Annotated in this window: 21 protein-coding genes; 8 read left to right on the forward strand and 13 right to left on the reverse strand. The window is 73.7% G+C overall.

Features of this window, described 5'->3' with window-relative positions:
* Positions 1–11: 11 nt before the first annotated feature.
* The 4 genes from ACZ4Z1_RS08650 to ACZ4Z1_RS08665 all read right to left on the reverse strand — a co-directional run bounded on the left by ACZ4Z1_RS08650 (position 12) and on the right by ACZ4Z1_RS08665 (position 7,852).
* Complete coding sequence (locus ACZ4Z1_RS08650) at positions 12–1,475, reverse strand: 3-deoxy-7-phosphoheptulonate synthase (RefSeq protein WP_468485831.1); 1,464 nt, start codon at positions 1,473–1,475, stop codon at positions 12–14.
* Positions 1,476–1,477: 2 nt separating this feature from the next.
* Positions 1,478–2,641 carry a 3-deoxy-7-phosphoheptulonate synthase gene (locus tag ACZ4Z1_RS08655; protein WP_468485832.1) on the reverse strand — a complete coding sequence of 388 codons (1,164 nt, stop codon included), beginning with the start codon at positions 2,639–2,641 and terminating at the stop codon, positions 1,478–1,480.
* 59 nt (positions 2,642–2,700) lie between these two features.
* A complete protein-coding gene (locus ACZ4Z1_RS08660) occupies positions 2,701–4,719 on the reverse strand; it encodes a multicopper oxidase family protein (RefSeq protein WP_468485833.1) in 2,019 nt (672 codons plus the stop codon).
* A gap of 178 nt (positions 4,720–4,897) precedes the next feature.
* Entirely contained in the window at positions 4,898–7,852 is a 2,955-nt protein-coding gene (locus ACZ4Z1_RS08665) for a helix-turn-helix transcriptional regulator (RefSeq protein WP_468485834.1), read from the reverse strand.
* Between the two features lie 131 nt (positions 7,853–7,983).
* Here ACZ4Z1_RS08665 and ACZ4Z1_RS08670 point away from each other — a divergent pair, with 131 nt between their 5' ends.
* Positions 7,984–9,096, forward strand: coding sequence for an alpha/beta hydrolase (locus ACZ4Z1_RS08670; protein WP_468485835.1), 1,113 nt, complete (start codon positions 7,984–7,986; stop codon positions 9,094–9,096).
* 17 nt (positions 9,097–9,113) lie between these two features.
* Here the strand turns inward: ACZ4Z1_RS08670 and ACZ4Z1_RS08675 are convergent, their stop codons facing one another.
* Positions 9,114–11,555 carry a GMC oxidoreductase gene (locus tag ACZ4Z1_RS08675; RefSeq protein WP_468485836.1) on the reverse strand — a complete coding sequence of 814 codons (2,442 nt, stop codon included), beginning with the start codon at positions 11,553–11,555 and terminating at the stop codon, positions 9,114–9,116.
* Between the two features lie 457 nt (positions 11,556–12,012).
* Here ACZ4Z1_RS08675 and ACZ4Z1_RS08680 point away from each other — a divergent pair, with 457 nt between their 5' ends.
* The 5 genes from ACZ4Z1_RS08680 to qcrB all read left to right on the forward strand — a co-directional run bounded on the left by ACZ4Z1_RS08680 (position 12,013) and on the right by qcrB (position 15,826).
* Complete coding sequence (locus tag ACZ4Z1_RS08680) at positions 12,013–12,363, forward strand: sigma-70 domain-containing protein (RefSeq protein ID WP_468485837.1); 351 nt, start codon at positions 12,013–12,015, stop codon at positions 12,361–12,363.
* Positions 12,364–12,529: 166 nt separating this feature from the next.
* Positions 12,530–12,946 (forward strand): CBS domain-containing protein, encoded by a 417-nt coding sequence (locus ACZ4Z1_RS08685; RefSeq protein ID WP_468485838.1) that lies wholly within the window; start codon positions 12,530–12,532, stop codon positions 12,944–12,946.
* Positions 12,947–13,152: 206 nt separating this feature from the next.
* Positions 13,153–13,632 carry a VOC family protein gene (locus ACZ4Z1_RS08690; protein ID WP_468485839.1) on the forward strand — a complete coding sequence of 160 codons (480 nt, stop codon included), beginning with the start codon at positions 13,153–13,155 and terminating at the stop codon, positions 13,630–13,632.
* Between the two features lie 133 nt (positions 13,633–13,765).
* The gene (locus ACZ4Z1_RS08695; RefSeq protein ID WP_468485840.1) at positions 13,766–14,146 is read left to right on the forward strand and encodes a DUF6479 family protein; all 381 of its coding nucleotides are present in this window, start codon (positions 13,766–13,768) and stop codon (positions 14,144–14,146) included.
* Positions 14,147–14,158: 12 nt separating this feature from the next.
* Positions 14,159–15,826: a cytochrome bc1 complex cytochrome b subunit gene (gene qcrB, locus ACZ4Z1_RS08700; RefSeq protein ID WP_468485841.1), complete on the forward strand. Its 1,668-nt coding sequence runs from the start codon at positions 14,159–14,161 to the stop codon at positions 15,824–15,826.
* 4 nt (positions 15,827–15,830) lie between these two features.
* Here the strand turns inward: qcrB and ctaF are convergent, their stop codons facing one another.
* The 4 genes from ctaF to ACZ4Z1_RS08720 all read right to left on the reverse strand — a co-directional run bounded on the left by ctaF (position 15,831) and on the right by ACZ4Z1_RS08720 (position 18,980).
* Complete coding sequence (ctaF, locus tag ACZ4Z1_RS08705) at positions 15,831–16,217, reverse strand: aa3-type cytochrome oxidase subunit IV (protein ID WP_468485842.1); 387 nt, start codon at positions 16,215–16,217, stop codon at positions 15,831–15,833.
* A complete protein-coding gene (gene ctaD, locus ACZ4Z1_RS08710) occupies positions 16,214–17,926 on the reverse strand; it encodes an aa3-type cytochrome oxidase subunit I (RefSeq protein ID WP_468485843.1) in 1,713 nt (570 codons plus the stop codon). The genes ctaF and ctaD overlap by 4 nt, the downstream gene beginning before the upstream one ends.
* 272 nt (positions 17,927–18,198) lie before the next feature.
* A complete protein-coding gene (locus ACZ4Z1_RS08715; protein WP_468485844.1) occupies positions 18,199–18,549 on the reverse strand; it encodes a hypothetical protein in 351 nt (116 codons plus the stop codon).
* A gap of 71 nt (positions 18,550–18,620) precedes the next feature.
* Positions 18,621–18,980, reverse strand: coding sequence for a hypothetical protein (locus tag ACZ4Z1_RS08720; protein ID WP_468485845.1), 360 nt, complete (start codon positions 18,978–18,980; stop codon positions 18,621–18,623).
* A 167-nt stretch (positions 18,981–19,147) separates the two neighbouring features.
* Between ACZ4Z1_RS08720 and ACZ4Z1_RS08725 the strand changes: the two genes are divergently transcribed.
* Positions 19,148–20,503, forward strand: coding sequence for a cytochrome P450 (locus tag ACZ4Z1_RS08725; RefSeq protein WP_468485846.1), 1,356 nt, complete (start codon positions 19,148–19,150; stop codon positions 20,501–20,503).
* 85 nt (positions 20,504–20,588) lie between these two features.
* Here ACZ4Z1_RS08725 and ACZ4Z1_RS08730 read toward each other — a convergent pair whose 3' ends face one another.
* Entirely contained in the window at positions 20,589–20,918 is a 330-nt protein-coding gene (locus ACZ4Z1_RS08730) for a DUF6233 domain-containing protein (RefSeq protein ID WP_468485847.1), read from the reverse strand.
* Between the two features lie 71 nt (positions 20,919–20,989).
* Positions 20,990–21,895, reverse strand: coding sequence for a hypothetical protein (locus ACZ4Z1_RS08735; RefSeq protein WP_468485848.1), 906 nt, complete (start codon positions 21,893–21,895; stop codon positions 20,990–20,992).
* A gap of 417 nt (positions 21,896–22,312) precedes the next feature.
* Here ACZ4Z1_RS08735 and ACZ4Z1_RS08740 point away from each other — a divergent pair, with 417 nt between their 5' ends.
* Entirely contained in the window at positions 22,313–22,681 is a 369-nt protein-coding gene (locus ACZ4Z1_RS08740) for an ArsR/SmtB family transcription factor (RefSeq protein WP_468485849.1), read from the forward strand.
* A gap of 14 nt (positions 22,682–22,695) precedes the next feature.
* On the opposite strand, the gene ACZ4Z1_RS08745 is transcribed toward ACZ4Z1_RS08740, so the two are convergent.
* Both ACZ4Z1_RS08745 and ACZ4Z1_RS08750 read right to left on the reverse strand, forming a co-directional pair.
* Entirely contained in the window at positions 22,696–24,114 is a 1,419-nt protein-coding gene (locus ACZ4Z1_RS08745; RefSeq protein WP_468485850.1) for an FAD-dependent oxidoreductase, read from the reverse strand.
* A 173-nt stretch (positions 24,115–24,287) separates the two neighbouring features.
* The gene (locus ACZ4Z1_RS08750) at positions 24,288–25,064 is read right to left on the reverse strand and encodes a TetR/AcrR family transcriptional regulator (RefSeq protein WP_468485851.1); all 777 of its coding nucleotides are present in this window, start codon (positions 25,062–25,064) and stop codon (positions 24,288–24,290) included.
* Between the last annotated feature and the right edge of the window lie 403 nt (positions 25,065–25,467).

Raw genomic sequence — 25,467 nt, forward strand, 5'->3', positions numbered from 1 at the left:
GGGAGGACGGATCAGGCCGCCGGCCGCCAGGCGGCCGCGGCGGCGTGGACCGTCCGCAGTACCTCGGCCGGGCTGCGGCCGCTCTCGTCGAGCAGTAGCCCGCCCGGACGGCTGCCCACCGAGTCGTGGGTGTCGAAGAACAGGTCGACCTCGGCCGCCGCCGTGGCCCCGCCGGGCCGGGGCGCGCAGACCCACGTCACCGGAGTGCCGGTGGAGGCCACGGCCTCGATCAGCGCGGGCAGTTCGGCCACGATCCGGTCCGGAGCGAGCCGTACGGCCAGCAGGAGCCGCCCGGGCACGCGCCCCGGATTGAGCGCCGCGCACCGCGCGGCGACCTCGCGGGGGTGGCAGCCCGGCCGGGGGCACAGCCCGGCCACCGCACCGGGCGGCGGCACGCGGTCACCGCCGGCCGTCCAGCGGACCTGGCCGGCGACGGCCGGCGGGCAGGCGTCGAGGAACGTCATCAGCTGCGGGAAGTCGTCCAGCCAGGCGGCGGAGCCGGCCGCCGCGCGGTACTCCTCGGCAACCCACCGCGCCTCCCGGGGCAGCACGCCCGGCGCGGGGTGCCCGCCGGTGACGACGGTGACGGGCACACCGGCCACGTAGTGGACCAGCCCGGAGGCCGCCGTCGTCAGCGCCCCGGTCGCATGGCGCCCGAGGTGCAGCAGGAACGCCTCGCCGCCCACCGTCGGGGCCAGCGCCGGATGCGGGTCCGGTACGGCGGGCCCGGCACGCCCGATCTCCTCGGTGAGCGGACGCGGGCGGCCCGCCAGGCGCTGCCGTACGGGCGGCGACGGGACGACGACCGGCTGCGGCCGGACCGGCACCGGATCGGCACCCGGTGCCGGGCCGTCGCGCCCGTCCTCCTCCAGACCGGCGGGCACCAGCCGCGGGTTGAACAGTTCGCGGATGAACAGCCAGGGCCGGTCACCGTCGAGCACGACGTACGACTTGAACACGGCGGGCCGGACCCGGCCGTCGTGTTCCCACCCGGCCACGCCGACCTCCACCAGCCGCCGGCCGCGCATCGCGCCGACGGCCCGCAGGCCGTAACCGATCGGCGTACGGCCGCTGGTGAGGCACGCGGCCAGCGCCGGGTCGTCGGGCACCAGCCCGATGACGGTGTTCAGCGAGACGGGCGTCAGCGCGGCGTCGGCCAGCGCGGAGCGGCGTACCAGGACCTGTTCGTCCCGGCCCAGGCTCAGGCAGCGGCGGGCCAGCGCGTCCTGCGCGGCGGCGGGCGCGGTGCCCTGGTGCAGGACGCGCAGCCGCAGGGGCGTGGCGAGCGCGGACTCCAGCAGGGTGGTGGTCAGCCCGTCGCTGGCGAGCAGCATCCGGGTCAGCGGGCTGGAGAACCGGGCGACGTCACCGAGGTCGAAGGGGCGGGGGGCCGCCCGGCCGGGGGACCGGTCGCCGGCGGCGCAGCCGTCCGGCATGTGGCGGTCGGTACTGGGGTAGCGGAGCGGGGTGAACACGGTCAGGTCCTTTCCGGAGCAGGGGCGGAACCGGGGCCGGCCGCCGCCCGGCGGGGGTGGGGGCAGGAGGAGCGGCGGCGGGCACGTGCCGCGCCGGCCAGCTCCCGCAGCAGCTGGGCGGTGCCGCTCCAGCCGATGCACGCGTCGGTGACGCTCTGTCCGAAGACCAGCGGGCGGCCGGCGCCGGCGTCCTGGCGGCCGGGCACCAGGAAGCTCTCCAGGAGCACGCCGCGCACGGTGGTGTCGCCGTCGGCGACGCGTACCGCGAGGTCTTCGGCGACCGCGTGCTGCCGCTCGTGCTGCTTGCCGCTGTTGCCGTGGCTGGCGTCCACGACGACGCGGGCCGGCAGTCCGGCGCCGGTGAGCAGCTCCGCTGCCCGGCGGACGTGTGCGGCACCGTAGTTGGGGCCGTCCGCGCCGCCGCGCAGGACGACGTGGCAGTCCGGGTTGCCGCTGGTGCGCAGCAGGGACACCGGCCCGGCGCCGGACGCGCCGAGGAAGGTGTGCGGTGCGGCAGCGGCTCGTACGGCGTCGACCGCGGTCTGCACCGAGCCGTCCGTGCCGTTCTTGACGCCGACGGGCATCGGCAGGCCGCTGGCCAGGTCCCGGTGCACCTGGCTCGCCGCCGTACGGGCCCCGATGGAGCCCCAGGCGACGACGTCGGACAGGTACGCAGGGGTGGCCGGGTTGACCCATTCGCAGCCCACCGGCAGCCCGGACTCGGCGATGTCGAGCATCAGGGACCGGGCTTCGGCCAGGCCGCGGCCGAGGTCGGCGCCGCCGTCCAGGCCGGGGTCGCCGACCAGGCCGGGCCAGCCGAGGCAGGTGCGCGGCTTCTCGACGTAGACCCGCATCACGACGAGCAGGTCGTCCGCCAGCGCGGCCGCCGCGTCCCGCAGCCGGGACGCGTAGTCGAGGGCGGCCGCCCGGTCGTGCACGGAGCACGGCCCGACGATGACGAGCAGCCGGTCGTCCCGGCCGTCGAGGACCCGCACGATGTCGTGCCGGGCGGTCATGACGGTGTGCGCCGCGTGGTAGGTGAGCGGCAGCCGTTCGCACAGCTGCGCCGGGCTCTCCACCGGCAGGACGCGGGTCTGGCCGCCTGTGGGGCGGACGCGGCGTCCGTCGGGGTGGCGCAGGCGTGGGGTGTCTGTCGGGGTGGTCATGGTGGTTCGCTCCTTCGGGGCGGTGCGGGCGGTGTCCTGTGGGGTGGAAGAGGGGGACGTCATGACGAGTGACCTCCGTGGCCCCCTGAGCCCCCGTGGATGCCGCCACCGTGCATTCCGGGGTGCATGTCCATCACCGGCCCCGGCATGACCGTGAACGGCCGCATCATCGACTCGTCCTCGTGTTCGAGGATGTGGCAGTGGTACATGTAACGGCCCGAGCCGCCGTCGAACCGGCCCAGTACGGAGACCAGTTGGCCGGACCCGGCGGGCGCCGGCCTGGTGTCGCCGACCCGTACGGTGTCCTTCCAGCCGAGGTCGGCGCCCTCGACGGGCAGGTCCCCGGTGAAGGTGACGGGCGTGACGGTGCCGTGGCCGCGGACCGTGCCGTCGCCGTGGTACAGCCGCTGGAAACCGCGCGCGTCGTAGTTCTGCCGCCGGGTCTCCTGGAAGCGGATCAGGTGGATGTGGAAGGGGTGCACGGGGCCGCCCAGGCTCAGCACGTTCCACTGCTCCCAGCCGCCTTCGCGCGCCATGATCGTGGTGGTGTCGTTGAACATTTCGGCGACCCGGCGCAGCGTCAGCAGGGGCTGTCCGGGCCGCTGCACCTGCACGATGCCGTCGCTGGGGATCTCCACCGACGAGGCGTCCTCGACGGTCTCCATCTCCCACATCATCGGCATCCCGGTCGCGGCGGGCGGGGTCAGCACGATCCACCGGTGCTCGTGGTCGGGGGCCGTGGCGTGGCTCAGCCGTACGTAGGACGGACTGATCCGGCCCGGCAGCGTGAACGGGTCGTCCGCCGCCTCGTCCGCGACCCGGAACTGCAGCACTTCGGGGGTGGGCGCCGGGCCGGGCGGGTTGGTGGCGGTGTCCGCCCAGTGGACGCGCATGCCCCGCAGTACGGAGAAGTCGGCCAGCACGTCGGCGCGTTCGGCGGGGGCCAGGGTCAGTCCCTGTTCCGGCAGCGGTTCCGGCTCGGGCAGCAGCCCGCTGTCCGTACCGATCTGGTGGAAGGCGCGGGCGACCAGTTCCGGGTCGACCGGTGTACCGTCCTCGTGGCACAGGCGCAGGGTGAAGAACCGCGCGTTGGAGCCGTTGACGATCCGGAAGCGGTACCAGCGGGCGGCCACCTCCAGGTGCGGCTGGACGACGCCGTTGACGACGTTGTACGGGCCGAAGAACGGCCGGGGCACGTCCTGGGCGTCCCGCAGGACCTTGTGCATCAGCACACCGGTCGGGCGGCCCTTCCAGTCGGTGTCCACGTTGCGGTCGCACAGGACGAGCGGAATCTCGCGGGCGCCGTCCGGCAGGCCGAGCGCCGTCTCCTCCTCGTCGCGTATCCAGTACATGCCGGCCAGGCCCGTCATCACGTTCAGCGCGGTGATGTTCATGGCGTGGTCGTGGTACCAGAGGGTGCAGGCCGCCTGGTCGTTGAGGTATTCGGAGAGCTGGGTCTCGCCCGGCGGCACCGCGTTGTCGGTCCAGCCGTCGTTGACACCGCTGGTCCGCGCGCCGTGCAGGTGCACCACCGTCCACGGCGGCAGCGCGGCCACCTTGCGGTCGAAGGTGTCGGCCGCCGGGTCGTAACCGGGGCGCATGATGTTCGCCGGCACCCGCGTCTCGACCTTGATCAAGGGGTACGGGCCGCTCAGCCCGTTCTCCCAGGACACCCGCAGCCGGGTGCCGCGCCGTACCTCGATCGTCGGTCCGGGGACCTGGCCCTCGTAGGCCCACATCAGCGACGGGGGAAGTTGCGAGTGCAATGAAACGTGGACGGGCCGGGTCCGTACGGTCAGCTCCGCGCGGCCGGTCTCCGGGGCGGGCTCCGGCCGCAGGACCGGTGGGATCCGCAGCGGGTCCAGGAACGGTTCCAGGGGCGGCGGCGCGGGTACGGCCGGGACCTGCGGGACCACCGGGGTCTCCGATGCCGGCGGGGCCGGTGAGGTTTTCGGGGCCGGCGGGGCGGTCGAGGCCGCCTGGGCCGCCGGGGAGGGGGCCGGGGGTGCCGGTTCGGTGAGGACGGCCGGCTCGGTGGCGGCGGCCGCCGGGGCGGGGGTTTCGGTGAGCTCAGGCATGTCGGGGGCTCGTTTCCGGGCGGTGGGAAGGTTGACTCCCCCACCGTGCGCCCCGGCACCCCCTCGCCACATCGGGGAAAACACGGGCCCCACTACTGAACCGGTACGGACACGGAGGGCCGCGCTACTGAGTGCCAGGCCCTGGCGCCCCCAGGCCCCCCGTAGGACACCCGCCCCCTCAGCCCTCCGGCCCCCGCACCCCCGCCAGCTTCCCCGCCACCGCCGCCCGCGACGACACCCCGAGCTTCGCGAAGACGTGCGCCACGTGCGTCTCGACCGTCCGCGGGCTCAGAAACAGCCGCTCGGCGATCCGCTGGTTGCTGAACCCCTGCCGGACCAGCTCGGCCACCTCCGCCTCCCGCCGCGAGAGCCGCCCGTCCGGCTGCGCCGCCGCCCGCCTGGCCCGGACGCCCAGCCGCCGCTGCTCGCGTACGGTCCGGGCGTGCAACCCGAGCGCTCCGCACGCGGCGAACACCTCCGCCGCCCGGGCCAGCTCCGTACGTGCCGCGGACTTCTGCCCGCCGCGGGCGTGCGCGGTCCCGGCCCGCAGCCAGGCCCGCGCCGCGAACAGCCGCTCACCCGTCGCCTCGAACAGCTCCGCCGCCCGGGCCGCGCCGCGGGCCGCGGCGGCCGGGTCGCCCTCCTGCTCCGCGTGGGCCCGCGCCAGCACCGCGTGCCCCGACCCCGTAGCACCCCCGGGAACGGCCGCGACCCGGTCCGCCCAGCCCGCCGCCGCTTCGGGCCGGCCGCGCTCGGCCTCCGCGTCGGCCATCGCCTCGCAGCACACCAGCAGGCAACTGCGCTCCAGCAGCGGGTCGACGAACTCGTCGCACGCGGCCAGCACCTGCGCCGCGCCCGCGTCCACCTCCTGGAGGCCCACCAGGGCCAGGCCGCGGCCGACGGCGCCGAGCCGCGCCCACCACTCCCGGCGGCCGTCCGCGTGCCGGATCGCCTCGTCGGCGAGGGCCAGCGCGGCGGCGGCATCGCCCGTCCAGCGGACCATGAGCGACTTGACGGCCAGCGCCAGGGCCACGCACTCGTCGGAGCCGAGCAGCCGCGCCGCGTCCACCGCGTCCTCGGCCCGGTCGACGGCCTCCGCGAGCCGCCCCGTACGGCCGTACGTGAACGCCTGGGCGGTCAGCATCCAGGGCGACAGGTAGCTCTGCCCGGTGGCGTTGGCGATGGCCAGGCTCCGCTCGACCGTGCGGGCGGCCTGCGGCAGCCGGCCCATCATGGCGTCGATCCAGCACAGGAAGGACAGCGACTCCAGCCACGGGGCCAGGTCGGCGTCGGTGGCGTCCGCCGTCAGCCGCTCGGCCCGGGCGGCGAGGTCCTGCGCGGCGTCCAGGTCGCCCGCGCCGTAGGCGCAGCCGAGCCGCAGCACCACGAGCGGCACCCAGTCGTCGGACGCGCCGCCGGCCGCCTCGGCGCCATCGCCGGACCGGGACAGTACGGCGGTCAGCCGGTCCAACTGCTCGGCGGCGCCCGGGAAGTCGGCGCGGATGAGGCTGTCGCCGATCAGCTGGAGGTGCAGCGGGACCGCGTCCGCCGCGTGCTCCGGCGGCACCCGGCTGAGCTCCGAGCGGAGCAGGGCGCGGCCTTCCGCCTGCCGGTTGAGCAGCCGTTCCAGGATGGCGCAGAACCGGGCGGCGCGGGCCCGCTGCGCCCAGGCGTCCGGGGGCAGCAGCCGCAGCACCTCCAGCGCGGTGTCGCGGCCCTGGACGAGCCGTCCGCCGACGCCCTGGAGCCGGGCCAGCTCGACGAGCAGGGCGAGCCGGTCGGGCGCGGGCCCGTCCGCCGTGCCGCCGGGATTCTCGGGGAGCAGGTCCAGAGCGGTGCGCAGCCACTGCGCGGCGGTCGCGGGGGACTGGTACGCGGTCGCGCGGGCCGCCTCGACCAGCACACCGACGGACAGCAGGTCGCCGAAGCGCGCCGAGCGGGCGATGTGGCGGGCACGGGTGACGGTGGGCGCGTCGCGCTCGTCCAGGGCGGCGGCCACGCGGGCGTGCGCGGCGACCCGCCAGCCCGCGCCGGAGGAGGCGTACGCGAGGTGCCGGACGACGGGGTGGCGGAAGCGGAAGCGGCCCGGGGCGGGCGCGCAGCGCACCACGTCCCGTACCGCCAGCTCGTCCAGGGCCGTCAGGGCCTCCGCCTCGGTGGTGAGCGCGGCGACGGCCACCATGCCCGGCTCGAACTCGTCCCCGAGCGTGGCGGCGGCCTGGGCGGCCAGCCGCGCGTCGTCGGGGAGCGCGGCCAGTTCGGCGGCCAGCGCTTCGCGTACCGCGTTCGGCAGCAGTCCGTCGTCGTCGGGCGGGGCGGCGCTCTCGACGGGGCTGCCGGTGGGCGTGGCGGCGGAGCGGGCCAGCGCCTCCAAGTACAGCGGATTACCGCCGCTGGCCTCGTACAGCGCGCGGCGGCGCCGGGCTCCCACGGAGGGACCGAGGAATTCACCGGCCTCCCGGAGGGTGAACGGCGCGACTTCGATACGGGTACGCAGCCCCGGCGCGGCGTCGGCGAGGGCCGCCGTCAGCCGGGGGCCCGCCTGGCGGGTGCGGTAGGTGACGGCGAGCAGGAGGGGGCCGCGCGGCGGGTGCCGGGCGAGGTGCGACAGCAGCTCCACCGAGCCTTCGTCGGCCCAGTGCACGTCGTCCAGCAGGACCGCGAGGCCGCCGGGCGCCGCGAGGGCTTCCAGCAGGAGGCGTACGGCGCGGTGCACGCGGTAGCGGTTGAGGCCGGTGCTCGGGGCCGCCGCGGCGTCCGGCCCCGGCCGGTCCGCCGGCAGGGCGGGGAAGACATCGGCGAGCAGCCGCGCGCTCTCCGGGTCCAGGGCCGCGCGCACGTGCTCGGCCCGGCTCTCCACCTCGTCGTCCAGGGCGTCGACGGCCAGCGACAGGGGCACGTCGTTCTCGTACTCGGTGCCGCGGCCGCGCACCACGGTCAGCCCGTTCCGGAGCGCGGCCCCGGCGGCCTCGCCGAGCAGTCTGGTCTTGCCCGCCCCGGGGTCCCCGGTCAGTTCCACGAGCCGGAACTCGCCCGCGGCGGCCCGCTCCGCTTCCGTGCCGAGGAGCCGTACGACCTCCGCACGGCCGACCAGTGCGCGGTTGCCGTGGGGCGGTGCGGAGCTGTCGGGCATCGGGCGGGCCGGTTTCGTTCGGGTGGGTGGACGGGTGAACGGCGGAGGTCGCCCCAATGGCATATTTTGGTCTATGGGGATTGTTCGGGCAATTTCTCGGGGTGGCGGGGGCTGAGGAGGGCCAGTGCCGTATGCAGCGCCGCATCCCCCTGTTCACCAGCGAAGGCGTTCGTGACGCCGAGGTCACCGTGCACCCGTTCGCGGCCGGCGACGGACTGGGCCTGACCCTGACCCGCTACCGCCGCCCGCCGGCCGCCGGTCCCGCACCGGCCGACGCGGTGCTGCTCGTCCACGGCCTGACCACGTCGAGCGACATGTTCGTCATGCCCGAGCACGAGGACCTCACCACCTACCTGCTCGACCACGGCTACCCCGACGTCTGGGCCCTCGACCACCGGATGAGCAACCGCTTCCCGTACGACCTGGCCGCGCACCGCTTCACCCTCGACGACGTCGCCCTGCACGACTTCCCCGCCGCGTTCGCCGAGATCCGGGCGCACATCGGCCCGGCGGCCCGGCTGCACGTGATCGCGCACTGCCTGGGCGGGGTCACCTTCGCCATGAGCCTGGCCGCGGGCCTCGTCACCGGCGTGACCTGCGCGGTCATCAACAGCTCCGCCCTCGTTCTGCGGCCGCCCCGGTGGTCCCGCTGCAAGCTCTACGTCGTCCCCGGCCTGACCGAGTACGTGCTCGGCCTGCCTTACCTCAACCCCGCCTGGCCACAGGACGCCCCGTTCACCCGCGGCCGCATGATCGCCCGCCTGGTGTCGCTCTTCCACCCCGAATGCCGGGTGCGCTCCTGCCACATGGTGAGCGCGATGTGGGGCTCGGGGCGGCCCGCCCTGTACGACCACGACCTGATGTCACCGGTCACCCACGAGCGCGTGGCGGACCTGTTCGGAGCCACCGGCCTGAACTACTACCGGCACATCCGGGCGATCGTACGGGCCGGCCGGGCCGTCAAGTACCGGCCCGGTGACCCGGCGTACCGCGAACTGCCCGACGACTACCTGGAGGCGGCGGCCGGCCTGACCACCCCGCTCCTGCTGACCACCGGCGACCGCAACCACGTCATGGCCGGCTCCAACCCCGCCTGCCAGCGTGAGCTCGCAGCCCGCGCACCCGGCGTGTCCCGGCTGCAGGTCTTCCCGGGCTACGGTCACCAGGACGTCTTCATGGGCAAGGACTGCGCACGCGACGTCTTCCCGCACCTGACCGCCTTCCTGGACACGCACGCGCGCTGAGCTTCCCGAAGGCGGCCCTACCGCCCCGGCCCGTACACCTTCCACAGCTCCCCGGCGAAGAACTCCCCGAACCGGGCGAGCGCGGCGAGCGGAGCGGCGCCCGTCGCACGCATGGAGGCCAGCTGCCGGACGAAACCCAGGCGGCCCACCCGCACCACCCCGGAACAGAGCGGCGCCTCCGCCGGCTCCTCATCCGGCGCGTACCGGCCCTGGTGGACCTCGACCGTCAGGGTGGTGGTGTCCGCCCACAGGTCGGGCCCAGGATCGTCACCCACCTCCTTGCGGCCGGTGAGGGTCAGCGGGCGGTCCTGCGGCCCGTCCAGGTGGAGGTGGTAGAGCATCCGCCGGCGCCCCGGCAGCCCGCTGGGTACGAACAGGTTGAACCAGCCCTCCCGTACGGCCAGCCGGCCGCCCAGCGGATCGCAGTCGACCGCGCCGCGTACGGCGGCCCGGTGGTCCGGCGAGTCGATGAAGGCGTCCACGTCGTCGACGGTGACGGTCAGGTGCAGGACGAGCCCCGGCCCGTCGGTCAGCGCGCCGCGCATGACCTCGGCGAACGTCAGGGCCGTGGCGGGCGCCGGAGCCGGGCGGTGCGCCCGCCCGGGCGGCCGGTTCTCCAGCAGCCGGGTGCTCATCCGGTCCGCCAGTGCCGCGATCGTCAGCGACGGGTTCACCCCGACCGGCCCGGGCAGCGCGGCCGCGTCCGCCACGTACAGGCGCGGATGCCCGAACACCTCGCCGTACGGGTCGCAGACGGCCTCCTCCGGGCGGTCACCCATGGGTGCGCCGCCCACCGGATGCACGGTGACGACCCGCCGCCACCACCAGACCGGATTGTCCAGGTACCCCGTCCCCATCGCGTCGGCGAGCTGCCGCATCGTGGTGCGGACGCCTTCGTAGTACGCCCGGCTCGTGGCAGTGGTCCACCGGACGTCCAGCCGGCCGTCCCGCAGCCCCATCACCCCGTCGGGCACGTCCCGGCCCACGCCCAGCAGCGGCAGCACCCCGGGGAAGCCCTTGCCCGGACCGAGCAGGGCGGCGATCTCGCCGGAGAGGTTGCTGTCCGGGGAACCGAGGACGTGGTCCCGCGCCAGGCCGGCGGCGAACGCGGCCAGCCGTCCGGCGCCCCCGGCGAGCCGCACGCCCTCCGCGAGCCAGTTCAGGAAGCCGGGATAGCCGCCGTCCTGGACGATGTGCCCGCGCCCCGGGCCTCCGTCCGCCTCGCCCACCACACCGGTGATCACCGGCCCCCGGTCCGGGCGCGGCACCGGCGTACCCCGCCGGCCGTACAGGAAGGTCAGCAGGTCACCGTTGCCGCAGAACCGGGTGCCCAGTGCCGGGCCCAGACCGGGCAGCCGCGCCCGGTTGGCCAGCAGCAGGTGGACGGTGCCGTACGTGCCCGCCGCCAGCACCAGGCGGTCGCAGTCGATGTACCGCCGCGGCAGGTCGGCGGTGCGCGCCGGCTGCCCCGCGCCGCCCCCGCCGTCTGCGTCATGCACGACGTAACCGACGCGGTAACCGCTGTCCAGCGGCTCCACCGTGACGGCCTGGTGCCCGGTCCGCAGGTCGGCGCCGTGGTGGCGCGCGGCGGACAGGTACGTGTGGTCCAGGGTGTTCTTCGCGCCGTTGTTGCAGCCCAGGTCGCACTCCCCGGTGAGCGCGCAGGTACCGCGCGGCACGCCGTGGAGGTTGCCGTACGGCTCGTCCGCGAGCGGCAGGCCGGGACCCGGCGGCGCGCCCGGACGAGGGGCGAAGCTGACCGCGAGCGGCGCCGGTGACCACGGCAGCCCCGCCCGCCCGGCCGCCTCCCGCAGCGCCCGTGTCTTCGGCGTACGGGCGTACGGCTCGGCGTCCACCGGGTACGGGACCGGGCGCAGCACCGACTCGACGGCGTCGTAGTGCGGGTCGAGGTCCGCCCGTGTCAGCGGCCAGGACTCGTGGCCGCCGCCGGGCAACTCCTCCCGCCGCACGAACCAGTGCGGCTCCTTGCGGAGCAGCACGTTGGCGTAGATGAGCGAACCGCCGCCCAGCCCGCTGGAGACGAGGGAGTCGCAGCCCCGGAACCGCCAGACGTCGAACAGGCCGTACAGCCCCTCGCTCGGGTCCCACAGGGCGCGCCCCAGCTCCGTCGGCGTCCGGGGAAAACTTCCCGGCGGGTACGCCCGGCCGCGCTCCAGGACGACGACGGACAGGCCCGCCTCCGCCAGCCGGTACGCCGCCACCGAACCGCCGAAACCGGACCCGACGACCAGCGCGCCGACCCGCTCGGGACGCCCCGCCCCGCTCCCCGGCGACACGTCGGCCACGGTCCGTTCCTCCCGCTCGGCGGCGGCCGTGCGGTCCGCGGCGGCCGGCCCTCCCAGTAGAGCAACGGTCCGCCGCGCGCACATCCGCAGCGCCGCGGCCGCCGGAACGGCGAAGGCCCCGGAAACCGTGCGCCGCAAGATGTGGAACACCACCGGGCGGACAGGAGACCGCCAGAAGCGTTGCGAAAGCGCAGGCATCCGCGAGGGGCGACGGCCGGCCGCTTCCGTCGTGTGCCCTCGTGAACCGTACGAACGCACCACAGCGTCTGGAGGGCCCGCCACGGCCACCACCGCACCCGCACGCCGCACACACCGCCACACCCGTTCCGGACACCGCGGCGGACTTCCACCTGCTGTCCGAACTCCCCGCCGGGGCGCGCCGCACCGACCTGCGCCGCCGCCTGATCCCCGCCTGGCTCCCGATGGCCCACCGCCTGGCCCTCCGCCTGCGCGACCGCGGTGAGAACCTCGACGCCTGCGGCAGGTCGCCGCCCTCGGCCTGGTCAAGGACGTCGACCGCTTCGGCCCCCGGCGCGCCGACGCCTTCGAGACCTTCGCCGTCCCCACCACCGGCGAGCTCAAGAAGCACTTCCGCGACTGCGCCTGGGACGTGCACGTACCGCGCCGCGCCCAGGAGGCGCTCAACAAGGTCCGTACGGCCGTACGGGAGCTGAGCACCACCCTCGACGGCCGCTCACCGACCGTCGCGCAGCTCGCCGCGCACACCTGGCTCGGCGAGGACGACGTCCTGCTCGGGCTGGACGCCCTGGAGACCTACCGCTCCCTGTCGCTGGACGCGGCGTTCACCCCGGACGGCGGCAGCGGCGAGCCCACCCTCAAGGACACGGCCGAGACCGGCCTGTCCCAGATGCACGTCTCCCGGCTGCCCGGCCGGCCCCTCGCCCGGGGCCGCGCCGAGGTCTCCCCGGCCGTGCCCGACGGCGTCCGCGCCGTGGCCTGAACCGGCGCGGGACGGCATCCGGCGCAATCCCCGGAATTCGACGTTAGCGATCCGAACAGAGGGGAACGCGTGTGCTGGCGGCCGGAACAGCGCTTCCATCCCGCCCCACGAGCGGTTTTCCGGCCGCGTTCACGCACCGGCACATCTCACGAAGAAAGGCGGAACCATGCCTGCTGCACGCGACATCATGACCCCCGGAGCCGAGTGTGTCGGCGCCGAGGAGAGCGTCCTCGACGCGGCCCGCAAGCTCACCGACCTCGGCGTCGGCGCGGTCCCGATCTGCGGTACGGACGACCGGCTCAAGGGCGTCCTGACGGACCGGGACATCGTCGTCAAGGTGCTGGGCCAGGGCAAGGACCCCGCGCAGACCAAGGCCGGTGAACTGGCCCAGGGCGAGGCGGTGACGATCGGCGCCGACGACGGCGCCGAGGAGATCCTCGCGACCATGACCCAGCACAAGGTCCGGCGCCTGCCGGTGATCGACGGCCACCGCCTCGTCGGCATGGTCGCGCTGGCCGACGTCGCCCGCGCGCTGCCCGACTCGAAGGCCGGCGACCTTCTCGAAGCCCTCTCCACCGACTGAGAGTGCCGCTCCGCCCGCCCGCCGGACCGCAGGTCCCACCGGGCGGACGGGGGAGCTGCGGCGCAGCCGGACCGTAGGCACGATGGTGTACGAGGCGTGGGCGCACGGCCGTAGAACCCTGTGAAGTCGGCATCGAACACGGGTGCGGTTATGGCGTGGTCCCGGCCGTACGGGTATACACGAGCCCACACGACGGGAGGCACCCGATGACCATCGACGGTTTCACGACATGCCTGTGGTTCGACGGACAGGCCGAGGAAGCGGCCCACCACTACCTGTCCATCTTCAAGAACTCCCAGCTCGGTGACGTCGTCCGCTACAACGAGGCGGGACCGGGCACGCCCGGCGAGGTGATGGCGGTCGAATTCGTCCTCAACGGCCAGAAGTTCATGGGACTCAACGGCGGCCCGGAGTTCACGTTCAGCGAAGCCGTGTCGTTCCAGGTCCGCTGCGCGGACCAGGAAGAGGTGGACTACTACTGGTCACAGCTCGCCGACGGTGGCGAAGAGGGCCCCTGCGGCTGGCTGAAGGACAAGTACGGCGTGTCCTGGCAGGTCTTCCCCGCGGAACTCCTGGAGCTGGTCAGCGACTCCGACCCGCAGAAGGCGAAGCGGGCCACCGAGGCGATGCTCCGCATGCACAAGATCGACCTCGCCGCCATCCGCGCGGCACATGCGGGGGAGTAGTCAGGCACAGATGGCGGGGTACGGGCGGCCCGTCCGTACCCCGCCCCCTCGGCACACGGACGGGCCGCCGCCCTCTCCACTCGTTCGGCGGCGCCTTTGGTGGCAAACCGGGGCCAACGGGTAATCAGCCCCCATGTCTCTCGATGCTCCCCTGACGGCCGCGCCCCTGCCGGTCGAAGCGCCGACGGCCGCCTCCCACCTGGTCATCGGCATCGGCCCCCTCATCGCGGGCATCGTCGTCGTACTCCTGCTGATCGGAGCCGTGGTGTACGGCTACCGGCGCCGCGCCCGCAAGGACCGCCCGCCGCGCGCCCACGCACGCCCCCGTACCCGCAGGAAAGCGGCCAGGAACGGCACCTCGGCGCGGGCGGCCGACGGCGTGTCCCGGGAGAGCCACGACGAGCAGCCGTCGTCCGGCGTCGACGACCTGGGCCGGTACGGGACGCGCCCCGGGAACTCCGACGAACCGCCGCCGTGGAACGAGGGGAAGAGCGGCTCGTTCGGCAACGGCTGAGGGCCGCGGCCCATGGTGTTCCGCCGCCGGAAAGCCCCCGCGCCGGCGCGCCCCCGTACCCGTACCGGACGCCTGGCACACACCGGTTTCGAGGCGCTCGACCGCCGCCTGCCGCTGGCCGAAGGCGCCAGGTCCCTGCTGCGCAAGGCCTTCCCCGACCACTGGTCGTTCCTGCTCGGCGAACTCGCGCTCTACGGCTTCCTCGTCCTCGTCCTCACCGGCACGTACCTGACCCTGTTCTTCGACCCGGTGACCGCGCAGACCGTCTACCACGGCCGGCACACCCCGCTGTCCGGACTGCCCATGTCGCACGCGTACTCCTCCACGCTGCGCATCAGCTTCGACGTCCGGGGCGGGCTGCTGATCCGGCAGATCCACCACTGGTCCGCGCTGGTCTTCATCGCCGCCATCGGCGTCCACCTGCTGCGCGTCTTCTTCACCGGCGCCTTCCGCAGGCCCAGGGAGGTCAACTGGATCATCGGCGTGACGCTGTTCGTACTGGCGCTGCTGGAGGGGTTCGCGGGCTACTCGCTGCCCGACGACTCGCTGTCCGGCACCGGCCTGCGCACCGCGCACACCATCGTGATGTCCGTCCCGCTCGTCGGCACGTACCTGAGCTTCTTCCTGTGGGGCGGCCCGTTCCCGGGCACGGATCTCATCAACCGTCTGTACGGGCTGCACATCCTGCTCGTCCCGGGCATCCTGCTCGCCCTGATCACGGCGCACCTGATCCTGGTCGTCCATCTCAAACACACCCAGTGGAGCCGGCGCGGCCGCACCAACCGCAACGTCGTCGGCCGCCCGACGTACCCGCACTTCGCCGCGAAGTCCGCCGGCCTGTTCTTCATGACCGCGGGCGTCCTGACACTCCTCGGCGCACTGGCCCAGATCAATCCCGTGTGGGAGTACGGGCCGTACCGGGCGGACCAGGTCGCCACCGACGCACAGCCCGACTGGTACGTCGGCTTCCTGGAAGGCGCGCTGCGGCTCATGCCGCCCTGGGAGAGCGACCTCTGGGGCCACACGGTCCTGTGGAGCGTCCTGATCCCGGCGGTGATCCTGCCCGGCCTGTTCTTCCTCGCCCTCTACCTCTGTCCGTTCTGCGAGGCCTGGCTGACCCGGAACGGCCAGGAGCACCATCTGTGCGACCGGCCGCGGAACCGGCCCACCCGCACGGGCCTCGGGGTCGCCGGCATCGTCTTCTACGCCGTGCTCCTCGCCGCCGGCGGCAACGACGTGACCGCCTTCGGCTTCCGCGTCTCGGTGAACGCCCTGACCTGGTTCTTCCGCGTCACCCTCGTGCTGGCCCCGGTCCTCGCGTTCCTGCTCACCAAGCGGCTCTGCCTCGCTCTCCAGAGCGAGGACCGCGACGCGCTGGCGGAAGGGGAGGAGACGGGCGAGGTGACACAGGACGTGTGCGGCGGACTCGGCGAGGGACGCCGCGGCCTGTCCGCCGACCGCCGCTACCGGCTGCTCGTACGCGACGTCCCCGAACCGCTCACGCCACCCGCCGACCCGGCCCGCCTCGCCCGGCGGCAGCGCGTACGCCTGGCACTGAGCACCTGGTACCACCGCGACCGGGTCGAACTGCCCGCCACCCCGGAGCAGCAGGCGCGCATCGCCGAGCGGACAGCCGCGCCGGGGCACGGACCGGGCGGTCGGGACAGCGGCCGTACCTGACGCTTCACGGGCGTCCGGCGAACTCCAGCACCATGCCGACCACCGCCGCCACCAGCAGCCCGGCCCCGATCACGAACAGCCACAGGCCGAAGACGACCCCCAGCGCGGTCAGCGCCACCGCCAGAGCGGTCAGCGGCGGCCAGCCGCTGCGCGGCGGGAAGAAGCCGAGCCCGCCCGACCGCTCGCGCACCGCCGCCTCCTTGCGGTCCTCCGGCCGCGCCCCGCGCTTGCGGTGGTTGACCGTGCAGAAGCCGCACACGAGGAGCGCCATCAGACAGGAGACGGCCAGCGCCGCCGTACCGGCCGGCTCCCGCGACCACAGCGCGTAGCCGAGACCGGTCACGAAGAAGAACCCCGCCACACCGGCGAAGAGGAACGCCTCGGCCTTCACGGGTGACGCTCCCGGTGCGGGTCGGGCGTCGGCTCGGCGCCGCCGCGCTGTGGAGCGGGCAGCCGCAGCGCCTCGGGATGGTGCAGGTCGAAGGCGGGGGAGTCGGACCGCACCCGGGGCAGCGCGTGGAAGTTGTGCCGGGGCGGCGGGCAGGACGTCGTCCACTCCAGCGACCTGCCGTACCCCCACGGATCGTCGACGGCCACCTTCGGCGCCCAGCGTGCCGTACGCCACACGTTGTACAGGAACGGCAGCGTGGAGAGCCCCAGCAGGAAAGCGCCGACCGAGGACACCGTGTTCAGTACGGTGAATCCGTCGGCGGCCAGATAATCGGCGTACCGCCGGGGCATTCCGCTCGATCCCAGCCAGTGCTGCACCAGGAACGTCACCTGGAAACCGGTGAACAGCGTCCAGAAGTGAATTTTCCCCAGCCGCTCGTCGAGCATCCGGCCCGTCAGCTTCGGCCACCAGAAGTAGAAGCCGCCGAACATCGCGAAGACCACCGTCCCGAACAGCACGTAATGCAGGTGCGCGACGATGAAGTACGAGTCGGTGACGTGGAAGTCCAGCGGTGGCGACGCGATCAGCACCCCGCTCAGCCCGCCGAGCAGAAAGGTGACCAGGAATCCGCCCGCCCACAGCATCGGTGTCTCGAACGACACGCTGCCCCGCCACATGGTGCCGATCCAGTTGAAGAACTTCACCCCCGTCGGCGCCGCGATCAGAAAGGACATCAGGGAGAAGAACGGCAGCAGCACCGCCCCCGTGGCGAACATGTGGTGCGCCCACACGGTCGCCGAGAGCATGGTGATGGCGATCGTCGCGCCCACCATGCCGATGTACCCGAACACCGGCTTACGGCTGAACACCGGGACGATCTCCGTGATCACCCCGAAGAACGGCAGCGCGACGATGTACACCTCCGGATGCCCGAAGAACCAGAACAGGTGCTGCCACAGCACCGCTCCGCCGTAGGCGGGGTCGTAGACATGCGCCCCGAACTTGCGGTCCGCCTCCAGGGCGAGCAGCGCGGCGGTCAGCACGGGGAACGCCAGCAGCGCCAGGATCGAGGTGAACAGCACGTTCCAGGTGAAGATCGGCATCCGGAACATGGTCATGCCCGGGGCGCGCAGGCACATGATGGTGGCGATGAAGTTCACCGCGCCCAGCGTGGTGCTGAGCCCCGACACCACCAGCCCCATGGTCCACAGGTCACCGCCCGCGCCCGGGGTGCGTACGGCACCGTTGAGCGGCGCGTAGGCGAACCAGCCGAACGACGCGGCGCCCTGCGGGGTGAGGAACCCGGAGACCACCGTCAGGCCACCGAAGAGGAACAGCCAGTACGTCAGGGCATTCAGCCGCGGGAAGGCCACGTCGGGGGCGCCGATCTGTAGCGGCATCACCGCGTTCGCGAAGCCGGCGAACATCGGCGTCGCGAACAGCAGCATCATGACCGTGCCGTGGATGGTGAAGAGCTGGTTGTACTGCTCGTTGCTGACGATCTGCAGGCCGGGCCGGGCCAGTTCGGCACGCATCACCATCGCCAGCACGCCCGCCAGCAGGAAGAACCCGAAGGCGGTGACGAGATAGAGGTTCCCGATCACCTTGTGGTCGGTGGTGGTCAGCCAGCGGCGCACCGCGCGGCCCACCGTGTTGCGGGGCGCCGCTGCGGCCTCCGTACGCGTGCCCTGCCGAACCCCGATGACCATGAACCTCCGCCCGGCCCGCCGGAGACGGCACGGGCACGCCGACACGTACCGCGAGGCACGCACAGACCGCCTCCCGGCGCGCGGCCGCCGAGCGGCACCGACAGCCTGACACCAGCGGCGGCCGGATCGGCAGCGCCCACGGCGCGGGGCGGTCCGCCGCCACCCGGAAGGGTGCACCAGGGCCCTCGCGCCGGGGCCCCGGCGCGAGGGGAGCCTGGCGCGGGGCCAGTCCTGCAGTGCGCTGCGAGGGGCGGACCGGGCCGCGTCCCGGCTCAGGCCCGGCGCGTCTCCTCGGCGGTCGCCGGCCCGCGGCGCAGGGCCAGCGACCGCAACCGCCACAGGAGCCCGGGCCCGCTCGCGACGGCGGAGACGGGCTCGGGGGCGGGGACGGAGGCGGAGGCCTGATGAGGGGCGGGGGCATGGTGGGCGGACCCGTGTTCCGGGCCGGACCTGCACTCCGGGCCGGGCTCGCGTTGCGGGCCGGGACCGGGGTCGAAGCCGGTCCCAGGCTTCGGTTCGGGCCCTCGCTCGGGGCCGGACCCCGTCGTCGGCCCGGCCTCGTACGGGGCATAGCTCAGGGCGCGCAGATAGCCTTCCAGCGCGCGTTGGGGATCGATGGACATGACGCACCTCTCCTGCTGATCGCTGCTGCGTGGTGCGGAAGCGCCCCGCGGGGGCGGGAGCGCGGTCCCGGTCAGCAGCGCAGGACGGTGTGGCGCGCGCGGTCACCTGCGGCGTCGGGTACGCCCGGCCGCAGATCGGTCCAGTGGGAGAAGAGCCGGTGGCGCCCGGCACGGCACGGCAGCGACGGTGTGAGGGCCTGCGCCGTGGGGGAGCGGCCGGTACGCCCGGTCCTGGGCGCCCGGGGTGCGGCGGTCTGGGGGAGGCTGTCGTCGGTCACCGGCTCGGCCGACATGGCGGCGGCCTCGGAAGGCCCGGCACCCGGTTCGAGGGCCGCGGGCGCGGAACCGCACAGGGCGATCAGCACGGCGATCAGCACCAGGACACCGGTCCGTGCCACGGACCGGCAGACCTGGCAACCCCCTCGATTCATGCGCAAAGGGTAGTCGTTCGACTACTGTGCGCGCATGTCATCGAACGGGTGAGATTGATGCCGTGCAAGCCGGCCTACACACATGAAGGGACGGGAAGCTGCCGCCCCGGCCGCACGGACGCAGTCAGAGCCCGCCGTCCGCCACCACGTCCGGAGGAGCCGTACCTGTGCCGACCGTCCCCCTGCGTCCCGTCCCCGGTCCGCGCGGCCTGCCGTGGCTCGGAAACCTGCCCGCCTTCGGCAAGGACCCCCTCGCCTTCATGGCCCGGCTGCGGGACGAGTACGGGGACGCGGTGACATGGTCCCTCGGCCCGCGGCGCAGCCTGTTCCTCTCCCACCCGCAGCACATCGCCGAGTTCCTCGCGTCCCGGGAGTACGCCTACGACCTCCTGGAGGTCGGCTGGGCCTTCCAGCAGATCACCGGCCGCAGCGTCGTCCGCAGTACGGGTGCCGACTGGCGCCGCAAGCGCGGCCTGGTCCAGCCGGCCGTCCGCCCGCGCCAGGTGCGCCGCTACACCCGGACCATGGTCGACAGCGCCCTCGCGGCCGCCGACCGCTGGCGCGAGGGTGAGCGCGTCGACGTACGCCGGGAGATGGTGCTGCTCACCCAGCGTGTCGTGCTCCGTACGCTGTTCGGCAACGACCTCGGCGACCGGACCCGGGCGCTCGGCGCGGCGATGGCGGTGGCCGAGCATGTGATGGCCGCCGAGCTGCGCGGCATCGGCCTCTTCCTGCCGGACTGGGTGCGTACGCCCTCCAGGCGGCGCCTGCTCCGCGCCGTGGCCGTCATCGACGCCGAGGTGCACCGGCTGATCAGCGCCCGGCGCAGCGGGATGGGTGACGGCGAGGGCGACGACCTGCTGGCCCGGCTCCTCCGGGCCGCCGACGAGGACGGGCGTCCACTGTCCGCCAAAGAGGTCCGCGACGAGGCGGTGACCCTCTGGACGGCCGGCCACGAGACGACTTCCACCGCGCTGACGTGGATCTGGTACCTGCTGTCACGGTCTCCTGAAGCTCGGGCGCGGCTGGACGGCGAACTCGACCGTGTCCTGGCCGGCCGGCCGCCCACCGTCGACGACTACGAACAGCTCACCTGGACCCGGCAGATCGTCAAGGAGGCCCTGCGGATCTACCCGCCGGCCTGGGTGATCCCCGCCGTGGCCCGGGAGGGTGCCGTCCTGGGCGGCCGCGCGGTCCCGGCCGGTACGACGGTGTGGTGCAGCCAGTGGACGACCCACCGGGACCCGCGCTGGTTCCCCGACCCGACGGCGTTCCGCCCCGAACGCTGGGACGCCGATGCCCCGGACGTCGTCCCCGACCACGCCTGGTTCCCGTTCGGCGGCGGCCCGCGCGGCTGTATCGGCGCGCGGTTCGCGCAGGTGGAGACAGTGCTGCTGCTGGCCACCCTGGCGCAGCGCTTCCACCTGGACGTCACGCCGGCGCAAGTGCCCCACCAGATCGGCATACTCATCCAGCCGGCCGTACCGCTGGTCGCCACCCTGCGGGCCCGTCCCACTCGGTGACGTAACCGACGTACGGACGTACGGACGCGGGGCGGACGGAGGGACGGAACGGCGCGCCGCAGATGCCGTCCAGCGGCTCCGCCGCTCAGCCGAGAAGCCCCAGCTCGGTGTCCGGGCGGCAGCCGTAACACGCCTCCACGCCCCGGCTCAGGGCGTCCACCGCCTGCTCGCGGCTGATGGCCCGGCCGCGGGCCTGGCCGCACCCGCCGGCATGGACGCGGACGGGGCGCCCCTTGCGGCCCCCGAGCCGTTCGGTCTCCAGCAGCCAGTCGGGCCGCGGTGGCCGGACCGGTGCGGGACCGTCGCGCTCCTGCTGTTCGAGGTGCTGGATACGGGCCCGTACGGCGGCGAGCTGCAGGCGCAGCCACGTCTCCAGGGTGCGGAGGCGCGGCAGGTCAGGCGGCAGTTCGCTCACATGTTCGAGTCTATCCTTCTGGGCCGCCCCGGTCCGTACGGGCCTGTCGTGGGGCCCCTGACTTGTCCAGCTCAGCCCGTCGCGTCCCGGCCGGTGACGGCGGGCGCGGGGGACAGGGGAGCGGCGCGGACCGGGGCCCGGCAGGCCACCACCGCGCACAGCAGCGCGGCCGCGATGCCGCCCAGATGGGCCCGGCTGGAGAGCGTGGAGGTCAGCACGCATTCCAGCGAGAAGGTCAGCACCGTACCCACGACCACCACGGAAGCCCGGCAGGCCCACCCGGTGCAGATCAGCAGTCCCACCACGGCCGCGGACGGTCCGGTGTCGGCCAGCGCCGCCTCGGCCGGGGAGACCGCCAGCGGGTGGTCCGCTCCGAGGGTGAGCAGGAAGCGCGCGAAGAACGTCGCCGCCGCCGTGACGAGCAGGGACACGGTCGCCGTGCGCAGCGTCCCGAGGACGCACTCGGCCACCCCGAAGATCACGATGACCTGGGCGAGCGCGCCCCACCACGGAAGCCCCGGCGCCGGCGCGAACAGCGACAGCGGCAGCCGCAGCAGCACCAGCCAGACCGGGACGTCGGCCCGTACCCCGCCGAGCGACCAGACCAGCCGCTCACCGGCGTCCGTCAGCACGAGGGCGTGGAAGGTGATCACGAGGACCGCGGAAGCCGCCGTCAGCGGTACGGCGGCCAGGCGGCGACCGCACAGCGCCGCCCATGTCGGCCCGGCGACGCGGTGCCACTGCCCCAGAAGGGCGCGGCCGGCGCGTGTCCGCAGGCCGGGCGCGCACTCCCGCGCCCCGTCGCCGCCCGCCCCGATGCCGCCCGCGCGGCCGGAATCCGGCGGACGGCGGGCCGGGGCCGCGTGGCGCCGGGGCCTCTTCGGCAGAGGCCCCCGCCGCTCGCTGGGGGAGAGACGCCGTTTCGGCCCCGGCGCATCCCCCTCCCGGCGCGGAAGGGGCCACCATGCGCCGGTCACCGGCCGGTCCTGTTCTTCATCGCGCCTCCGACACGAACCGGGCGACCGGGCCGCGGTCCGGTAATCGTGGTCAGTCGTCACTCCACGCGTACATCGCTCCTGCGTCACGCGTGCCACATGCATACGTCACTCGCGCCACGCGTACCTCACAGGTACCTCACTGGCCCCCGGCGCGGCTCCCGCGGCCCGCCGGTCCCGGCCGGTTCACTCTTTCGCCACGGGTGCCCCGCCGGGCTGAGTACATGTCAGCCACGAGGCGACCGGGGACGCCTCGCCCGCCGGCTCCGGCCGGGGCGGTCCCTGCGGCCCGGCCGCTCGCCCGCCCCGTCTGCGAGGATGTCAAATTACGATGTCCCTCGTACAATAATGATCCCCGGCTGGAACCGACCGCCCGAAGCCGACTCCAGGAGCCGCGCCATGACGACCACCACGACGACATCAGCCGACCGGCCCGGTGCCCGCGTCCTGGACCACCCGGACCGTTCGGCGATCCGCCTCGAAGACGTCCTGCACGCCCTCGCCGACCCGATGCGGCTTCGGATCGTACGCCGCCTGGCAGCCGCCCAGGGCGAACTCTCCTGTACGGTCATCGAGCTGCCCGTCAGCAAGTCCACCTGTACGCACCACTACCGCGTACTGCGCGAGCACGGCGTCATCAGCCAGATCTACCGCGGCACCGCCAAGATGAACGTGCTGCGCCGCGCCGACCTGGACGAACTGTTCCCCGGCCTGATCGAACGGGTCCTGGAAGCGGCGGAACTCCAGGACGAACGCCTCGGCGAGTAACGGCACCCGGCGGCTCAGCGGCCCCCGCCTCCCTCCGCGACTCCGTCCCCGCCCCCGGCTGCCGCCAGCAGCCCCGGCCACTCCGCGATCTTCACGGTCGCCCGTCCCAGCCCCCGGCCGAGCGCCGCCTCCGCCGCCTCGATGCCCAGCCAGCCCCGCCAGGGAACCGGCGTCTGCCCGGCCCGCCGCAGCGCGGTCGCCGGATCGTCCGGCAACGGCTCGCGCGCCAACACGTCCGCGTCTGCCAGCAGCGCGGCCGCGGTCTGCTTAGCGCACGGGCGGTTCGTGCCGATCACCCCGGTCGGCCCCCGCTTGATCCACCCCGCCACGTACTCGCCGGGACAGGGCACCCCCTCCCGCAGCACCCGCCCCTCCACATGCGGCACCGTCCCGGTTGCCGCGTCGAACGGCAGGCCCGCCTGCGGCGTCCCCTTGTACCCGACCGAGCGCAGCACCAGCTGCGCCGCGATCTCCTCGTACTGCCCGGTCCCCGTGACCCCGCCCAGCTCGTCCGGAACCGTCCGCTCGAACCGCACCCCCCGCACCCCCGACTCCTCGTCACCGACCACCTCGACCGGCCGCAGGAAAAACCGCACCCGAATCCGGCGCCGCCCTCCCGGCCCCCCACTCTCCCCCTCCCCTTCCCCCTCTCCCATTCCCCTTCCCTTGTCCTCGGCCCAGCCGCGCAGTACCTCCACATTGCGCCGGTTCACCGCGGGCAGCCCCGAGGGATCGCTGTACGCGGGATCCAGCGCCAGCTCCTCCGGCTGTACGACCACGTCGGCGCCCGGCAGCGCACCCAGCTCGCGCAGTTCCTTGGTGGTGAACTTCGCCTGCGACGGCCCCCGCCGGCCCACCATCCACACATCCTCCACCCGGCTCTTCGCGAGCGCGCCGAGCGCCGCTTGCGGCACGTCCGTACGCGCCAGCTCGTCGGCCCCGCGGGCGAGGATCCGCGCCACGTCCACCGCGACGTTGCCGACGCCGATCACCACCGCCGACCGCGCGGTCAGCGGGAAGCGGCCGTCAGCCGCGTCCGGGTGCGCGCTGTACCAGGAGACGAAGTCGGTGGCGGAATGGCTGCCGGGCAGCTCCTCACCGGGGATGCCCAAGTGGCGGTCGGTGGCGGCGCCCACGCAGTACACCACCGCGTGGAACATGCGCCGCAGCTCCCGGGGGCCGAGACCGCCGGCCCCCACGTCGACGTTGCCGAGAAAGTGCACGCGCGGATGCTCCAGCACCGTACGGAGGTTGTGCTGCAACGACTTGATCTTCTCGTGGTCGGGCGCGACCCCGTAGCGGACCAGCCCGTACGGACACGGCAGCCGGTCGAGCACATAGACCTCGACGTCCGGTACGGCCTCTTGCCCGACCAGCGCCTGAGCGGTGTAGACGCCACTGGGTCCCGAACCGATCACTGCGACACGAAGCACGGAAGGCCCCTTCCCGCGGAGTACTTCCAGAATCGCACTGGTGTGGGGTGCGCGGGAGGTGTGCTGCCCGGGTTGCCCGGAAACGGCGACGACAGGCCGGCGAGAGTGAACCTCACGCGGGAATCAGCCTTCACCCGCCCGGGCGATTTCCGCTTCCCCCCCGCCTCATGGCCCTACCCCTCCGCCACAGCACCTTCCCGCCCCAGCAAGGGCGGGGGACCCTGCAACGGCGGACCTTCCAACGGTGCCGAAGTCTCCAAGGGCGGCGGACCCTCCAGTGGTGCCGGATCCTCCAACGGTGGCGGATCCTGCAACGGCGGCGGACCCTCCAGCGGTGGCTCCGGCCCCTCGCTGGGCGGGGTGCCCAGATCCCAGTCCAGCCCGTACCGCTGAAACAATTCGGCCCGCAGCCGCGCGGCCGGCATCGGCGCCCCCGGCAACAGCACCGCCACCACCGACCCCATCAGCAACGCCCGCAACAGCCGGTAATCCGTGTCGGCGTCCTCGGTGCCGTACCGCTCCACCGTGTCACGCAGCAGGAACGCCAGCCGCTGCTGCTCGGGGCACTGGATGAAACCTTCCGCCGTCAGGATCCCGGCCATATGCGTACGCATCAGCAGCGGACGTTCCTGCGCCAGCCCCAGAATCGCGTCGATCGCCCGCGCCAGCCGCTCCCGGCCCGCGTCCACACCCGCCGGTACGGGCTCCCGCTCCAGCGCCGCCTGCAAGGAGTGGTGCATCAGCCGGTGCACGGCCGACTGCAACAACTGCCGCTTCCCGGGGAAGTAGTACGAGATCAGCCCACGCGCCGACCCGGCACGGGAGGCGATGTCCCCGAGCGTCGTCGCCTCGTACCCGCGCTCGTCCACCAGCTCGACGGTCGCCTGCAACAAGCGCTCCCGGGAACGCCGCCGCAACTCTTCATTGACCGAGGGGCTGCGGGGGGACATGCTGTTAACTCCTGCGTTGACTGGCTGAGAGCCAATATACTCAGCAGGTCTCCGGATGTCCGCCCCGACGCGGCAGGACTCCGGGCGAACTGCCTGAGTCGGGCGACGCGGGGGATCGCCCGACCCAGGCAGGGGTGATGTCGGTCATACCCTCTGTGGCCTGCAAATGCGCAGGTCACAGAGGGTGTGGCGGGCCGGGATAGGTGAGCAGGTTCGATCACCTCTGACCATTTCTGGTCGTATTGATGCCGACTCAATGCTGACTCAATGCTGACTTTCCTGATGGAGTGTCAGGCCCAAGGTGATTACGCTCCGTGTCGACCGAGAGCAGGTCCTGTGGGCAGGAGAGGGAGCGACGTGACCCGTCGCGATCCGATGGAAGCAACAGGAACGGATCGGGTGG

This window comes from Streptomyces sp. NPDC030165 (assembly GCF_055573595.1).

What these genes read in the sequence shown, in the direction of transcription:
- ACZ4Z1_RS08720 (WP_468485845.1), bottom strand. Translation starts at nt 18,980, where the DNA reads ATGAATCGAGGGGGTTGCCAGGTCTGCCGGTCCGTGGCACGGACCGGT.
- ACZ4Z1_RS08695 (WP_468485840.1), top strand. Translation starts at nt 13,766, where the DNA reads ATGTCTCTCGATGCTCCCCTGACGGCCGCGCCCCTGCCGGTCGAAGCG.
- ACZ4Z1_RS08670 (WP_468485835.1), top strand. Translation starts at nt 7,984, where the DNA reads ATGCAGCGCCGCATCCCCCTGTTCACCAGCGAAGGCGTTCGTGACGCC.
- ACZ4Z1_RS08715 (WP_468485844.1), bottom strand. Translation starts at nt 18,549, where the DNA reads ATGTCCATCGATCCCCAACGCGCGCTGGAAGGCTATCTGCGCGCCCTG.
- ACZ4Z1_RS08655 (WP_468485832.1), bottom strand. Translation starts at nt 2,641, where the DNA reads ATGACCACCCCGACAGACACCCCACGCCTGCGCCACCCCGACGGACGC.
- ACZ4Z1_RS08690 (WP_468485839.1), top strand. Translation starts at nt 13,153, where the DNA reads ATGACCATCGACGGTTTCACGACATGCCTGTGGTTCGACGGACAGGCC.
- ACZ4Z1_RS08685 (WP_468485838.1), top strand. Translation starts at nt 12,530, where the DNA reads ATGCCTGCTGCACGCGACATCATGACCCCCGGAGCCGAGTGTGTCGGC.
- ACZ4Z1_RS08665 (WP_468485834.1), bottom strand. Translation starts at nt 7,852, where the DNA reads ATGCCCGACAGCTCCGCACCGCCCCACGGCAACCGCGCACTGGTCGGC.
- ctaD (WP_468485843.1), bottom strand. Translation starts at nt 17,926, where the DNA reads ATGGTCATCGGGGTTCGGCAGGGCACGCGTACGGAGGCCGCAGCGGCG.
- qcrB (WP_468485841.1), top strand. Translation starts at nt 14,159, where the DNA reads ATGGTGTTCCGCCGCCGGAAAGCCCCCGCGCCGGCGCGCCCCCGTACC.
- ACZ4Z1_RS08660 (WP_468485833.1), bottom strand. Translation starts at nt 4,719, where the DNA reads ATGCCTGAGCTCACCGAAACCCCCGCCCCGGCGGCCGCCGCCACCGAG.
- ACZ4Z1_RS08750 (WP_468485851.1), bottom strand. Translation starts at nt 25,064, where the DNA reads ATGTCCCCCCGCAGCCCCTCGGTCAATGAAGAGTTGCGGCGGCGTTCC.
- ACZ4Z1_RS08740 (WP_468485849.1), top strand. Translation starts at nt 22,313, where the DNA reads ATGACGACCACCACGACGACATCAGCCGACCGGCCCGGTGCCCGCGTC.